The 13,042-nt window shown below is 64.8% G+C and carries 12 protein-coding genes; 6 read left to right on the forward strand and 6 right to left on the reverse strand.

Annotated elements, in window-relative coordinates; all coding sequences use genetic code 11:
* Nucleotides 1-26 precede the first annotated feature (26 nt).
* Entirely contained in the window at nt 27-758 is a 732-nt protein-coding gene (locus U1E69_RS08305) for a glycosyltransferase family 2 protein (protein WP_322243926.1), read from the forward strand.
* A 69-nt stretch (nt 759-827) separates the two neighbouring features.
* On the opposite strand, the gene U1E69_RS08310 is transcribed toward U1E69_RS08305, so the two are convergent.
* The 5 genes from U1E69_RS08310 to recA all read right to left on the reverse strand — a co-directional run bounded on the left by U1E69_RS08310 (nt 828) and on the right by recA (nt 6,412).
* Nucleotides 828-1,622: a class II glutamine amidotransferase gene (locus tag U1E69_RS08310; RefSeq protein WP_322243927.1), complete on the reverse strand. Its 795-nt coding sequence runs from the start codon at nt 1,620-1,622 to the stop codon at nt 828-830.
* Nucleotides 1,623-1,745: 123 nt separating this feature from the next.
* Nucleotides 1,746-2,036 (reverse strand): DUF1330 domain-containing protein, encoded by a 291-nt coding sequence (locus U1E69_RS08315; RefSeq protein ID WP_322243928.1) that lies wholly within the window; start codon nt 2,034-2,036, stop codon nt 1,746-1,748.
* A gap of 3 nt (nt 2,037-2,039) precedes the next feature.
* A complete protein-coding gene (gene alaS, locus U1E69_RS08320; RefSeq protein ID WP_322243929.1) occupies nt 2,040-4,694 on the reverse strand; it encodes an alanine--tRNA ligase in 2,655 nt (884 codons plus the stop codon).
* 102 nt (nt 4,695-4,796) lie between these two features.
* Nucleotides 4,797-5,315 (reverse strand): MOSC domain-containing protein, encoded by a 519-nt coding sequence (locus tag U1E69_RS08325; RefSeq protein ID WP_322243942.1) that lies wholly within the window; start codon nt 5,313-5,315, stop codon nt 4,797-4,799.
* Between the two features lie 26 nt (nt 5,316-5,341).
* Nucleotides 5,342-6,412 (reverse strand): recombinase RecA, encoded by a 1,071-nt coding sequence (gene recA, locus U1E69_RS08330; protein ID WP_322243930.1) that lies wholly within the window; start codon nt 6,410-6,412, stop codon nt 5,342-5,344.
* A 204-nt stretch (nt 6,413-6,616) separates the two neighbouring features.
* Between recA and U1E69_RS08335 the strand changes: the two genes are divergently transcribed.
* The 3 genes from U1E69_RS08335 to U1E69_RS08345 all read left to right on the forward strand — a co-directional run bounded on the left by U1E69_RS08335 (nt 6,617) and on the right by U1E69_RS08345 (nt 9,105).
* The gene (locus tag U1E69_RS08335) at nt 6,617-7,207 is read left to right on the forward strand and encodes a hypothetical protein (protein WP_322243931.1); all 591 of its coding nucleotides are present in this window, start codon (nt 6,617-6,619) and stop codon (nt 7,205-7,207) included.
* Nucleotides 7,208-7,324: 117 nt separating this feature from the next.
* Nucleotides 7,325-7,885 carry a YSC84-related protein gene (locus U1E69_RS08340; RefSeq protein ID WP_416200268.1) on the forward strand — a complete coding sequence of 187 codons (561 nt, stop codon included), beginning with the start codon at nt 7,325-7,327 and terminating at the stop codon, nt 7,883-7,885.
* Nucleotides 7,886-8,085: 200 nt separating this feature from the next.
* Complete coding sequence (locus tag U1E69_RS08345; protein ID WP_322243932.1) at nt 8,086-9,105, forward strand: formylglycine-generating enzyme family protein; 1,020 nt, start codon at nt 8,086-8,088, stop codon at nt 9,103-9,105.
* A gap of 21 nt (nt 9,106-9,126) precedes the next feature.
* Here the strand turns inward: U1E69_RS08345 and U1E69_RS08350 are convergent, their stop codons facing one another.
* The gene (locus U1E69_RS08350) at nt 9,127-9,990 is read right to left on the reverse strand and encodes an NAD(P)-dependent oxidoreductase (protein WP_322243934.1); all 864 of its coding nucleotides are present in this window, start codon (nt 9,988-9,990) and stop codon (nt 9,127-9,129) included.
* Between the two features lie 78 nt (nt 9,991-10,068).
* Between U1E69_RS08350 and U1E69_RS08355 the strand changes: the two genes are divergently transcribed.
* Together U1E69_RS08355 and U1E69_RS08360 are read left to right on the forward strand one after the other, a co-directional pair.
* On the forward strand, nt 10,069-12,534 hold the full coding sequence (locus U1E69_RS08355; RefSeq protein ID WP_322243935.1) for a penicillin acylase family protein: 2,466 nt from the start codon (nt 10,069-10,071) through the stop codon (nt 12,532-12,534).
* Nucleotides 12,531-13,034, forward strand: coding sequence for a GNAT family N-acetyltransferase (locus tag U1E69_RS08360; RefSeq protein ID WP_322243936.1), 504 nt, complete (start codon nt 12,531-12,533; stop codon nt 13,032-13,034). The genes U1E69_RS08355 and U1E69_RS08360 overlap by 4 nt, the downstream gene beginning before the upstream one ends.
* The last annotated feature ends 8 nt before the right edge of the window (nt 13,035-13,042 follow it).

The raw sequence follows: 13,042 nt of genomic DNA on the forward strand, positions 1-13,042 counted from the left end.
GCGGCTCGCTTGCAGTATTGGCCATCATGAAGAATGAGGCCATGAACATTGATGAGTGGATATCGCATTACCTGCAAGTCGGTGCTGACCGGATAGTCCTGATTGATAATGGCAGTACCGATGACACCGTTGAAAAGGCACAGGCTTGGGTTGCAAAAGGCAAGGTCGACCTCATTTCTCGTCATACTCGCCACAAACAATTGGATCATTACTGGGAGGCTATCTCACGGTTCGTTTTGGGAAGATATGAATGGCTCCTTATCGTTGATCTTGACGAGTTCTGGTTCTGCCCCGATGGAAAGACTGTGCCGACGAAGTTGGCCGAGCCACAATACCTAGATGTCGACGTGATATATGCCAACTGGCGAATGTTTGGCAGCAGCGGCCTGATCGAACAACCCACCAGCATAAGGTGCGCACTGGTTCACTCTGACCCGAAGCTGGCATCGCATCGCTTCACAAAGTATCTTTGCCGGACATCGGCAATTAAGTCACGAAAGAACATCAAAGTTCATCATATAGTTGGTGCAGATTCTTCAAGAACTTTCTCGGACAATGAGAACTTCCACCTATTCCACTACAATATTCAAAGCATGGAGTTTTTTGAAAGGGTCAAGATGAAGCGGGGTGACTCATATGAGAAGGCATCAGACTCGGTACGTGATATGGACTACTTCAAGCGATATGACGCGCCATGCACTGTCGAAAACCGGATTCTGGCAGATCTTGTCGAGCAGGGCCGTTTAGGGCAAGTTTGAACGACGCCGGGCTTAAGTTGCTATGACCAGAAGAGACTAGTAGAAAGCACGCTTTCGCCTCGCCGCGACCTATGCGGCCGCTGCGAGCCGACAGGGCAGGAATTCTTCCAGAAGGGCGGTCTGCCCTTCGAAAGTGCAGAAGCTTGAGGACGGCACTTCAATCCAGCCCTCCTCTTCTGCCTCAAGCGGCTCGGAGACCACGGCCATACCGCCCCGGCTTTCAGACCAGCGGTGATACAGCGACGGGGCGGCGGCGTCGGTGGCATAGCGCACGGCATAAAGGCGCTGGCCCTCCGACAGCGCGGCCGTCATCCGCAGATGCGGCCCCTGCCCTTTTTCGCGCGACAAGCGGATGAAACGCGCTGCCGCCCGTTCCAAGGCACCGCGCGGATCGTCGTCGAGGCCCTCGGCCAGGGCGACCAGGAACAGCGCTTCGCTGTCGGTCGCGCCCTTGCGATGAGGATAGAGGTGTTCCGGGATCAGCATGTCGGCATCGCGGCGAAAGGCGTCGTAGCCGCCGACCTGGCCGTTGTGCATGAAGCTCCACCGCCCATGCGTGAAGGGATGACAGTTGTTCCGGCTGGTCGCGGTGCCAGTGCTGGCGCGAACATGGGCAAGGAAGAGGTGCGACTGGACCTGGGCGGTCAGGCTTTTCAGGTTCGGGTCCGACCAGGCGGGCAGGACATCGCGGAAAAGGCCTGGCTCCGCCCTCGCGCCATACCAGGCGATGCCGAAGCCGTCGGCATTGATCGCGGTGTGGCACTGGGTGGCGCAGTGCGACTGGTGGATCAGCGAGTGTCCGGGGCGGCTGACGATCTCTTCCAGGAAGATCGGAGCGCCGGTGTAGGCGGCCCAGCGGCACATCTAGCGTGCCCCCGTCGTGAAAAGGATCATCTGCCCGGCCCTTCTTTTTCTGGAAGTCTAGCAGAAATCACGCGGGGCCGGAAAGATAGTCCAATCAATTCAAGACGAATTGGCGGGAATTCCCTACTCGATCTCTTCGACGACCATCAGATCGCGGGTGCTGGCGCCCTTTGCGTGGGCTAAAGCGGCCTGATAGGCGGGGGAGTTGTAGCACTCCACCGCCTTCTCAAGGCTCGGGAAGCGGGCCACCACGTTGCGCGGGCGGTCGTTGCCTTCCAGCTGCACATAGCGGCCACCGCGGGCCAGGAAGACGCCGCCGTGGGCCGCGATGGCCTCGGTCGCGCCCTTGGCGTATTTGGCGTAGGCCTCGGTGTCGGTGACGTGGACGTGGGCGATCCAGAGAGCGGTCGGCATGGCTCAGGCCCCCATCGCGGCTTCGGCCGCCTTGATGGCTGCATCGGCCTGGGCGATGTCGGCGCCCCCGGCCTGTGCGAGGTCCGGACGGCCACCGCCGCCCTTGCCGCCCATCGCTTCGGCTGCGGCTTTCACCAGCGTCACCGCCGAAAGCTTTGCGGTCAGGTCGGCGGTGACACCTGCAGCGACGGCGGGCTTCGCACCGGTGTCAGCGATAAGAAGAACAGCCCCCGAGCCAAGACGCGCCTTCATCTCGTCAATCAGGGCCGGAAGGTCCTTGCCCGAGACGCCCGAAAGCACTTGAGCAATGAACTTCACCCCATTGATTTCCTTGGACTCTGGCCCTGCGGCCTTGCCGCCCATCGCGACTTCGCGCCGCAGTTGCGCGACCTCGTTCGCCAGCGCCTTGCGTTCGTCGAACAGCGCGCGGATGCGGTCAGCCAGTTCACTGGCCGGAGCCTTGATGATCGCCGCGATGTCGTTCAGCCGTGCATCCTGCTGGCGCAGGTGATCCAGCGCCGCTTGCCCTGTCAAAGCCTCGATCCGGCGGACACCGGCGCTGGAGGCGCTTTCCGACAGAAGCACCATCGCCCCAATGTCGCCGGTGCGCTGGACATGGGTGCCGCCGCAAAGTTCGAGGGAATAGGTCTTGCCGTCTGAACCCTTGCCCGAGCCTTCCAGCGCACCCATCGACACGACGCGAACCTCGTCGCCGTATTTCTCGCCGAACAACGCCTGCGCGCCGATCGCGCGGGCGTCGTCGGGGGTCATGATCCGGGTCTCGACCGGGGAGTTCTGGCGGATGAAGGTGTTCACCTCGGCCTCGATGGTGGCGAGGTCCGGGGCCGAGATCGCGGCCGAATGGCTGAAGTCAAACCGCAGACGGTCGGCGGCGTTCAGGCTGCCCCGCTGGGCCACATGGTCCCCCAGCGTCCGGCGCAGCGCCTCGTGCAGAAGGTGCGTGGCCGAATGATTGGCGCGTATCGCGGAACGGCGGGTATGGGACACTTCCAGTTTCGCCGGTTGTCCTTTCAGGACAGTGCCTTCCATGACTTTTGCAATGTGGATAAAGACCCCGGCGGCCTTCTTCACGTCGGTCACTTCCGCAAGGCCGGTGTCAGTGCGGACCCAGCCTGAATCCCCCACCTGACCGCCGGATTCGGCGTAGAACGGGGTCTGGTTGACGACGATCTGCACAGTCTCACCGGTGGCAGCCTGCCCGATGGCAGCGCCGTCGCGGACCAGCGCGGTGATCACACCTTCGGCGGTTTCGGTGTCGTAGCCGAGGAATTCGGACACGCCATGCTCTTCGGCGATCTCGTACCAAACCTTGGAGTCGGCGGCGGCGCCGGTGCCCGTCCAGGCGGCGCGGGCCTTGGCTTTCTGTTCGGCCATCGCCGCGTCAAAGCCCTGCACGTCGACCTCACGCCCCTTTTCACGCAGGGCGTCCTGGGTCAGGTCAAGCGGGAAGCCGTAGGTGTCGTAAAGCTTGAACGCCGCAGACCCGGGCAACGCGCCACCTTCGGGCAGGCCGGACAGTTCTTCATCCAGAAGTTTCAGGCCCCGGTCGAGGGTCTGCTTGAACTTGGTTTCCTCCAGCCGCAGCGTTTCCTCGATCAGCGACTGGGCACGGCTGAGTTCGGGATAGGCCCCGCCCATCTGGCGCACCAGCGCGGGCACCAGGCGGTGCATCACCGGGTCCTGCGCGCCCAGCATGTGGGCATGCCGCATCGCACGGCGCATGATCCGGCGGAGGACATAGCCCCGGCCCTCGTTCGACGGCATCACCCCGTCGGCGATCAGGAAAGACGTGGACCGCAGGTGGTCGGCGATGACGCGGTGATGGATTTTCCCCGGTCCATCAGGGTCTTGCGACGTGACGTTCGCGCTGGCCTCGATCAACGAACGCATCAGGTCGGTGTCGTAGTTGTCGTGCTTGCCCTGCAGCAGCGCGCCGATCCGCTCCAGCCCCATGCCGGTGTCGATCGACTGCATCTCCAAGGGAACCAGCCGCCCGTCGGCGAACTGCTCGTTCTGCATGAAGACGTTGTTCCAGATCTCGATGAACCGGTCGCCGTCTTCCTGCGCACTGCCCGGAGGGCCGCCCCAGATATGGTCGCCGTGGTCATAGAAGATTTCGGTGCAAGGGCCGCACGGGCCGGTGGGACCCATGCGCCAGAAGTTGTCATCGCTGGCGATGCGGATGATCCGGCTGTCGGGCAGGCCCGCAACCTTTTTCCAGATTTCGGCCGCCTCATCGTCGGTGTGGTAGACGGTGACCAGAAGCTTGTCCTTGGCCAGGCCAAAATCCTTGGTCAAAAGCTCCCAGGCAAAGGCGATGGCCTGATCCTTGAAATAGTCGCCGAAGCTGAAATTCCCCAGCATTTCGAAGAAGGTATGGTGCCGCGCGGTGTAACCGACGTTGTCGAGGTCGTTGTGCTTGCCCCCCGCCCGCACGCATTTCTGCGCTGTCGTCGCGCGCTTGTAGTCCCGCGTCTCGACCCCGGTGAAGAGGTTCTTGAACTGCACCATGCCCGAGTTGGTGAACATCAGCGTGGGATCGTTCCGCGGCACCAGCGGAGAGCTGTCAACGACCCGGTGGTCATTGCGGCGGAAGAAGTCGAGGTACGTCGAGCGGATGTCGTTCAGAGAGGCCATGTGGGGGCGGTCCTTGGGCAGGATGCGGGAGTCCGGACCCCATGTAGCCCCCTGCAAACGGCCTGTCCACAGGCGGGCCTTTCGTGCGGGGAAAAAAGGCCGCTAGCGCAGCACTTCCACCGCGTCGCCGTTCCGGATCACGCCGTCCTGTTCGATGGAACAAAGGACCCCGCGCAGGCGCAGGTCCGGGTGCGCGCGGACCCAGTCGAAGGCCGCCTCGCCGTGGCGCACTTTCCACTTGGCGCAGGCGTCGTTCCAGACCTCGGAGACGCAGAGGACGGCGGTGCCGACCGCGAGGAGGGACCCGGCGGGAAGGTTCGCCTCGGTCATGTCAAGGTCGCAGACGAACGTGTCGCCTGGGTGCACCACAGTCTCGCGGTTGCGCCAGACAAGGTCCAGCACCCGACGCGGCAGGATCGAGACCTGGATGCCGGGATGGCCGGTGCCGTCAGCCAGCTTCAGCCAGGGCGCGGTGCCCCAGCGCTCGCCGGGGATACCTTGCGCCTTTGTCACGGTCAATTCATCAACGAAGCGACGTTCCCCGTAGCCGGGACGGACGCACAGAAGTTCGACCGCGCTGCCGGTCTTTGGTGCGGACAGCACCCCCGGCAGCGCGGCCATCAATTCATCGCTGGTGGCGTGGCCGCTCACTCGTCCAGGACGTCGGCGCTGTCTTCGCCGGCCATCGTGAAGTCCAGACCGTTGGCGGCGCGGATCTTGTCCTCGATCGCCAGGGCGACGGACGGGTTCTGCTTCAGGAAGGCCTTCGCGTTCTCACGCCCCTGCCCGATGCGTTCGTCGCCATAGGAATACCAGGCACCCGATTTTTCGACCACGCCTGCCTTGACGCCGATGTCGACCAACTCGCCCATCTTCGAGATGCCTTCGCCATACATGATGTCGAATTCCACCTGCTTGAAGGGCGGGGCCACCTTGTTCTTCACCACCTTGACGCGGGTGGTGTTGCCGACGACCTCTTCCCGGTCCTTGATCGCGCCGATGCGGCGGATGTCCAGACGGACCGAGGCGTAGAATTTCAGCGCGTTTCCACCGGTCGTGGTTTCGGGCGAGCCGAACATCACGCCGATCTTCATTCGGATCTGGTTGATGAAGATGACCATGCAGTTGCTGCGCCCGATGGAGGCGGTCAGCTTGCGCATCGCCTGGCTCATCAGGCGGGCCTGGCTGCCCATCTGCATGTCGCCCATGTCGCCTTCGATCTCGGCCTTCGGGACCAGCGCGGCCACGGAGTCCACCACAACCATGCTGACCGCGCCCGAGCGGACCAGCGTGTCCACGATCTCCAACGCCTGTTCGCCGGTGTCGGGCTGGGAAATCAGCAGTTCATCCAGGTTCACGCCCAGCTTCTTGGCATACTGCGGGTCAAGCGCGTGTTCCGCGTCGACAAAGGCGCAGACGCCGCCTTTTTTCTGTTCTTCTGCAACAGCATGCAGGGTCAGCGTCGTCTTGCCCGAGGATTCCGGCCCGTAAATCTCGATGATGCGACCCTTGGGCAGGCCACCGATCCCAAGCGCGATGTCGAGGCCCAAGGAACCCGTCGAGGTCGCTTCGATATCCATCGCCGGGCTGTCCGCGCCCAGGCGCATGATCGAGCCCTTGCCGAACTGCCGTTCGATCTGTGCGAGCGCGCTTTCCAGCGCCTTCGACTTGTCCATATCCCGCTTGCTCCCGAGGTCGAGAAGGTTTGCCGTCGCCATGTCACGCTCCTTATTTCACAGCCACCCGCAGGCGGCAATCCTTGCCCGTGTTCCCCAAGTGTTCCTGATCTTATGAGGACAAAAAGGGAACAATTCAACTTAAATCTCGTGGTGGCAGTTTTTCACGGCTTTGGTTAAGGGAGTGTTTACGGAAGGCCGGGACAACCGGACGATGTGAGGCAGAACCGGAGAAAAGAGGCCAAGATGCTGGTGTTCTGGGAGCAGAGGCTTGCGTTTCTGGCCACGCCGAAGACGGGGTCAACGGCGATTGCGGCCGCGCTCGAATCACTGGCGGCGGTGTCGATCCAGCGGCCGCCCCTTTTGAAACACACCACGGTCCATCGCTACCGCCGCTTCATCGGCCCGTTCCTGGAAGCTGCGTCGAAAGACAGTTTCACCTTGGTCGCCCTGATGCGCGAGCCGACGGACTGGCTGGGATCGTGGTACCGCTTCCGCCAGCGGGACGAGACGGATGCGGGGAAATCAACCAAGGGGATAAGTTTCGACGACTTCGTGCGGGCCTGGTGCCAGGACCCGCGGCCGGATTTCGCCGACGTGGGCAGCCAGGGCAAGTTCCTGCGACCAAGGCAGGGCGTCGGCGTCGACCGGCTGTTCCGGTATGAAGAGATCGACAGTTTCGTGCAGTTCCTGGAAGAGCGGCTGGACTGCGAGGTCATCCTGCCGCGGCTGAACGTCTCGCCACCCGGGGCGACCGAGATCACGGCGGAAACCGCGGCTATGCTGCGCGAGGTTGCGGCCGAAGACTTCGCCCTTTACGCAACCCTGACCGCTTAGGCGTCGGCTTGCCGGTCGGGGCATCGGGGCATGACAGGTGCGCGGAAAGCGGCTAATCTCTGCGGCAAGGGGCAGACGAGACCCCGTGAGGCATGAAAGGGCGGTGGTATGACCGACATGAGGATGACGCGGCGCGGGCTTTTGCTTGGCGCGGGGGCTGTGGTTGCGACGGGCGCGCTTGCGGGCTGCAACAACGGGATCGGGTCGAACGGCGCGAGCCAGATCGAAGCGCGGGTGGACGCCACGCAGGATTATCTCTTCAACCAGTTTCCGGGGACGCGCGACCTGGCAAGCCGGGCCTCCGGGGTGCTTTACATGCCCTTGATGACCGAGGTCGGTGCGGGATTCGGCGGGGCCTTCGGGCGCGGGGCGCTGCGGATCCAGGGGGTGACGGTCGATTACTACTCGGCCGCCAAGGGGTCGTTCGGGCTGCAGATCGGGGCGCAGCAGTACGCCCACGCCCTGTTCTTCATGTCCCCCGAGGCGCTGGAAAACTTCCGGCGGTCGTCGGGCTGGGCGGCGGGGGCGGACATCCGCTATGCGTCGCCGGAAGAGGGCGCTTCGATCGGCAAGCAGACGACCGAGCTGGACGAGGTCATCGCGATGGTCTTCGGGCAGCAGGGGCTGATCGCTGGGGCCTCGTTGGCCGGGATCAAGTATACCCGGATCATTCCCTGAGATCTGTCCACGGTGGACAATCGCCGTTCGATCAATGTTATCAATGACTTCGTCGCGGACGTTAGGGGATTCTTAATGTTTGGCCTCCGTCGGGGCGGTGGGCGGATCGCCCACCCTACGCGGGCATCGCGGGTGGCGGCAGGGTCGCGAAGATGTCCGGGGTGACGCGTGGCATCGGTTGGGCCTGGTCTGTCGCACTGATGGCCCAACCAACCCTGGTCGAGCCACTGAACCGCTTTCAGGACTGCCCTGCCTGCCCCGAGATGATCGAGCTGCCGACGGGAAGCTTCCTGATGGGCGCGCCGGACGACGAGTTCCGGACCATCGCCTATATCGGAGTGACCGACGAGGGCCGGCTGGCGCAGCGGTTCGCCACGGCCGAAGACCCCTACATCCCCCGGAACGAAGGCCCGCAGAACCGGGTCACGGTCGATATCCGCATCGCTATGAGCCGGACCGAGATCACCTTTGACGACTGGACGGCCTGCGTCGTGGACGGCGGCTGCAATGGCTATGTCCCCGATGGAACGGCGGACCAGTGGGGCGACAGCGACAAGATTGCCGCGTCCCTTGCCGACCCCAGGTTCAAGCCGACCCCCTCGCAAGGGGAAATTGCCAAGGTCCTGCGCTCACCTGCGTTCCTGCCGATTGGCGGACGGTATCCGGTGAACAGCGTGTCCTATCTGGACGCCACCAGCTATGTGGACTGGCTTAACCGGAAGCTGGGGACCGACGCCTACCGGCTGCCGACCGAGGCGGAGTGGGAATATGCCGCGCGGGCGGGCACGACAACACGCTTTGCACAAGGCTATGAGCCGAAACCGGAAGAGGCCAACATCTCTGGCGCGGCAACGGCCAACATGGAGCAGCGCCCGCGGCCGGACCTGCGGACGCTGGGCCATCCGGTGCCGGTCGACGAACTTGACGCGGCCAATCCCTGGGGCCTGCGGCACATGTCGGGGAATGTCGCGGAAATCACGCTGTCCTGCACTCCCACCAAAGCCGACGGATCGCCGGACGTGGACCGGCCGCTTCCCGATTGGGACACGACCAGCGAGTGGCTGGAGCGCAGCGTCCTGCCAAGCTGTGACCGGGTTACCCGGGGCGGCAATTACGGGCAGGACATGAACGTGGCGCGGGTCGCCGCAAGGGGGGCCACGCTTGAGGCGGCGCGGTTGGACTTCATCGGCTTTCGCATCGTCAAGGAACTGGATCGGTAGACAGGTGCGCTGTAGCGCACCCTACCTTAGACGGCGGATCAGGCTGGAGGTGTCGTTCCGGCCGCCGCCCATCAGTTGCACGTCCTTGTAGAACTGGTCCACCAGCGCCGTGACCGGCAGGCGCGCGCCGATCTGGTCGGCGGTGTCGAGGCAGATGCCAAGGTCCTTGCGCATCCAGTCCACCGCGAAGCCGAAGTCGAAGCTGTCCGCCAGCATGGTCTTGTGTCGGTTCACCATCTGCCACGAGCCTGCGGCCCCCTGCGAGATCACCTCGACCACCTTTTCGCCGTCCAATCCGGCCTTCTGGCCAAAGGCCAATGCCTCGCTCAGGCCCTGCATCAGGCCCGCGATGCAGATCTGGTTCATCATCTTGGCCAGTTGCCCTGCCCCACTGTCTCCGATCAGCCGGCAGATGCGGGCGTAGGCGGCCATCACCGGCTCGGCCCGGGCGTAATCCTCGGGCGTGCCACCGCACATGATGGAAAGCTGGCCGTTCTCGGCCCCGGCCTGACCGCCGGAGACGGGGGCGTCGACGAAGTGGAGGCCATGCGCCGCCGCGTCAGCGGCAAGCGTTCGGGTGATCTGGGCGGAAACCGTGGTGTGGTCGACGAAAACCGCGCCTTTGCCCATGCCGAGAAAGGCCCCGTCCGGCCCGGTGCAAACCTGCGCGAGGTCCTGGTCGTTGCCGACGCAGGCCATGACGAACTCGGCCCCCGTCGCGGCTTCGCGCGGGGTGGCGGCGGCACGGCCCTGGTGCTTGGCCACCCAGGCCGCGGCCTTGGCGGCGGTGCGGTTGTAGACCGTCACCTCATGTCCCTTGGCCGCCAGATGCCCCGCCATCGGGAACCCCATGACTCCCAAGCCAAGAAATGCCACTTTCGCCATCTGCGCCCCCTGCGTGTTGCCCTTCACCGGCGCTTCGACTAGGAACCGATCGGCTTCCCGCCGTCAAGGACAGCACCGATGTTGACCGCCTTCCGTTGGCTGATCCGGATCGTCTCGGGGCTTCTGGCCCTGGGGGTCGTTGCGGCATTGCTGGCCTATTACATCCTGTCGCGGTCGCTGGTCGACTATGACGAGGATTTCACCGTTTCGGGGATCACCGCGCCGGTCGAGATCGTGCGCAACAACGACAACGTGCCGCATATCTTCGGCAAGACGGACGAGGACGTCTTCTATGCCCTGGGGTTCGCCCATGCGCAGGATCGGCTGTGGCAGATGACCATGCTGCGGCGGACGGCGCAGGGGCGGCTGTCCGAGATTTTTGGCCCCGCCACGGTGAAGGTAGACGAGCTGATGCGGCGCTATGACCTGTACGGGCTGGCGCTGCAGTCGGTAGAGGTTCAGGACGATGCGACGAAGCGCGCGCTGGAGGCCTATGCGGCCGGGGTGAACGCCTGGATCGGCGAGGTGAACACGGGCGCGCGCGGCCGGGGCGCGCCGGAGTTCTTCCTGTTCGAGCCCGAGATCTCGGTCTGGGCGCCGGCGGATTCGATCGCGATCCTGAAGCTGATGTCGCTGCAGCTGTCCAGCGCCCTGCAGACCGAGGTCCTGCGGGCGCGGGTGTCGCTGCTGTTGCCGAACGACCGGCTGGCCGACATCCTTCCCGACGATCCAAGCCAGGGGGTCACTGCCCTGCCCGACTATGCGTCGCTGGTGCCGGGGGTGGCGCCGCTGATGGCCAAGGTCGACTTTGCCGAGGGGCCGTTCTCGCCTGTGGCCGCCCCTGGGATGGCGGGGGCGTCGAATTCCTGGGCGGCGATGCCGGGGCGGTCGGCGGCGGGGGGAAGCCTTCTGGCCAACGACCCGCATCTGGGGCTGACGGCGCCGACGATCTGGTATCTGGCGCGGCTGGAGCTGCAGTCGGGCGGGGTGATCGGCGGGACGATCCCGGGCGTGCCCCTGGTGCTGGTCGGGCGGTCGGAATCGCTGGGATGGGGGCTGACCACGGCCTATGTCGACGACCAGGACGTGGTGATCGAGGCGCTGAACCCGGACAATCCCGAGGAATACCAGACGCCGGACGGCTGGGCGACGTTCGAGAGCCGCCAGTCGATCATCAAGGTCAAGGACGCGGAACCGGTGACGCTGACGCTGCGCTGGTCGAAGAACGGGCCGATCCTGCCGGGGGGGCATTATGATCTGGGGTCGATCACTCCCTCCGGGCATGTGGCGGCGATCAGCTGGACCGCGCTGTCGGGGGCCGACACCTCGATCAGCGGGGCGATGGCGCTGATGAAGGCGCAAGACATCGCGCAGGCGCTGGAGGCGGGCCGGATGGTGGTGGCGCCGGCGCAGAACGTGATGCTGGCGGATGGGACGGGCATTGCGTTGCAGGTGATGGGGGCGCTGCCGGCGCGGGATGCGGGGCATCCGTCGCAGGGCCGCTTGCCCGCGCTGGGGTCGGACGCGCGGGTCGGGTTCAAGGGGGTCTTGCCCTACGAGGACAATCCGCGGGTGATCAGCCCGGCCTCGGGTCTTCTGGGCAACACCAACAACAAGACGGTGGACCGGCCCTTCCCGAACCACGTCAGCTTCGACTGGGGCGACACGCAGCGCATCCAGCGCTGGCTGACGCTGATGAAGGCGCGCGAGGTGCATACGCGGGAAAGCTTCATCGAGGCGCAGCTCGACACGGTGAACCCGACGGCGCGCTCGCTTTTGCCGCTGATCGGGGCGGACCTGTGGTTCACCGGGGAAGCGGCGCCGGAGGGCAGTCCGGAACGGTTGCGGCAGCGGGCCCTGGTTCTGCTTGCCGAATGGAACGGCGAGATGAACGAGCATCTGCCGGAACCTCTGATCGCCGAGGCCTGGATGCGGGCGCTGATGAAGCGGCTGATCCAGGATGACCTGGGCGCAATGGCGGAAAGCTTCACCCATATCTCGCCGGTCTTCATCGAGCGCGTCTACCGCAACGTGGGCGGGGCGAGTGTGTGGTGCGACGTGATCCAGTCGGCGGCGGTGGAAAGCTGCACCGACATCGCGCGGATCGCTTTGGACGAGGCGCTGTTGCAGTTGACCGAACGGTACGGCGACAACATCGAAAGCTGGCGCTGGGGCGATGCGCACCAGGCGACGCATGACCATCCGGTGCTGGGCGAGGTCGCGTTCGTGAAGTATTTCGTCAACATCCGGCAGTCGACCAGCGGTGGCGACGACACGCTGATGCGGGGTGTTACTCGTGGCGAGGGGCCGGAGCCGTATCAGAACGTCCATTCGGCGGGCTATCGGGGGGTCTATGACTTTGCCGACCCGGACTCGTCCGTTTTCATCACGGCAACGGGGCAGTCGGGCCATCCCCTGTCCCGGCATTACGACGACCTGGGCGAGTTGTGGCGGCGCGGGGAATACATCCCGATGTCGCTGGACCCAGAGCTGGCGCGGGCGGCAGCGGCGGGGGTGATGGTGCTGACGCCGGAGGGGCAATGAGCGTCCCGACGCTACGGACCGAACGGCTGGTCCTGCGGCAGGCGGTCTGGGCGGACCTGGACGCCGTCCACCGGCTGATGTCGGACCCGCGCGTGATGCGCTACTGGTCGCGGCCCGAGCATGAGACGCTGGAGGAGACGCGGGCCTGGCTGGGCTTTCTGGTCGACCAGGCACCGGACAGCCGGGACTGGCTGATCGAGAAGGACGGCGCGGTGATCGGCAAGGCAGGGGCCTGGGTCTTGCCGGAGGTGGGGTTCCTGCTGCATCCCGATCATTGGGGGCAAGGTCTGGCGCAGGAGGCGATGGTGGCGGTCATCGCCGCGCTGGAGGCGGAGTTCCCTGCCCTGCCCGCGCTGACCGCCGAGGTCGATCCGCGCAATGCGGCCTCGCTGCGGCTTCTGGGCCGGTTGGGCTTCCGCGAGACGCATCGGGCAGAGCGGACCCTGCTTTGGCGCGACGAATGGTGTGACAGCATCTATCTGGCGCGCGCCCGGACCTGAGGCACCGC

Source organism: Tabrizicola sp., from assembly GCF_034366665.1.
Lineage (GTDB): Bacteria > Pseudomonadota > Alphaproteobacteria > Rhodobacterales > Rhodobacteraceae > Tabrizicola.

Bases quoted from the DNA above. Each gene is read 5' to 3' on its own strand.
- U1E69_RS08305 (WP_322243926.1), top strand. From the start codon at position 27: ATGAAGAATGAGGCCATGAACATTGATGAGTGGATATCGCATTACCTG.
- U1E69_RS08310 (WP_322243927.1), bottom strand. From the start codon at position 1,622: ATGTGCCGCTGGGCCGCCTACACCGGCGCTCCGATCTTCCTGGAAGAG.
- U1E69_RS08315 (WP_322243928.1), bottom strand. From the start codon at position 2,036: ATGCCGACCGCTCTCTGGATCGCCCACGTCCACGTCACCGACACCGAG.
- alaS (WP_322243929.1), bottom strand. From the start codon at position 4,694: ATGGCCTCTCTGAACGACATCCGCTCGACGTACCTCGACTTCTTCCGC.
- U1E69_RS08325 (WP_322243942.1), bottom strand. From the start codon at position 5,315: ATGGCCGCGCTGCCGGGGGTGCTGTCCGCACCAAAGACCGGCAGCGCG.
- recA (WP_322243930.1), bottom strand. From the start codon at position 6,412: ATGGCGACGGCAAACCTTCTCGACCTCGGGAGCAAGCGGGATATGGAC.
- U1E69_RS08335 (WP_322243931.1), top strand. From the start codon at position 6,617: ATGCTGGTGTTCTGGGAGCAGAGGCTTGCGTTTCTGGCCACGCCGAAG.
- U1E69_RS08340 (WP_416200268.1), top strand. From the start codon at position 7,325: ATGAGGATGACGCGGCGCGGGCTTTTGCTTGGCGCGGGGGCTGTGGTT.
- U1E69_RS08345 (WP_322243932.1), top strand. From the start codon at position 8,086: ATGGCCCAACCAACCCTGGTCGAGCCACTGAACCGCTTTCAGGACTGC.
- U1E69_RS08350 (WP_322243934.1), bottom strand. From the start codon at position 9,990: ATGGCGAAAGTGGCATTTCTTGGCTTGGGAGTCATGGGGTTCCCGATG.
- U1E69_RS08355 (WP_322243935.1), top strand. From the start codon at position 10,069: ATGTTGACCGCCTTCCGTTGGCTGATCCGGATCGTCTCGGGGCTTCTG.
- U1E69_RS08360 (WP_322243936.1), top strand. From the start codon at position 12,531: ATGAGCGTCCCGACGCTACGGACCGAACGGCTGGTCCTGCGGCAGGCG.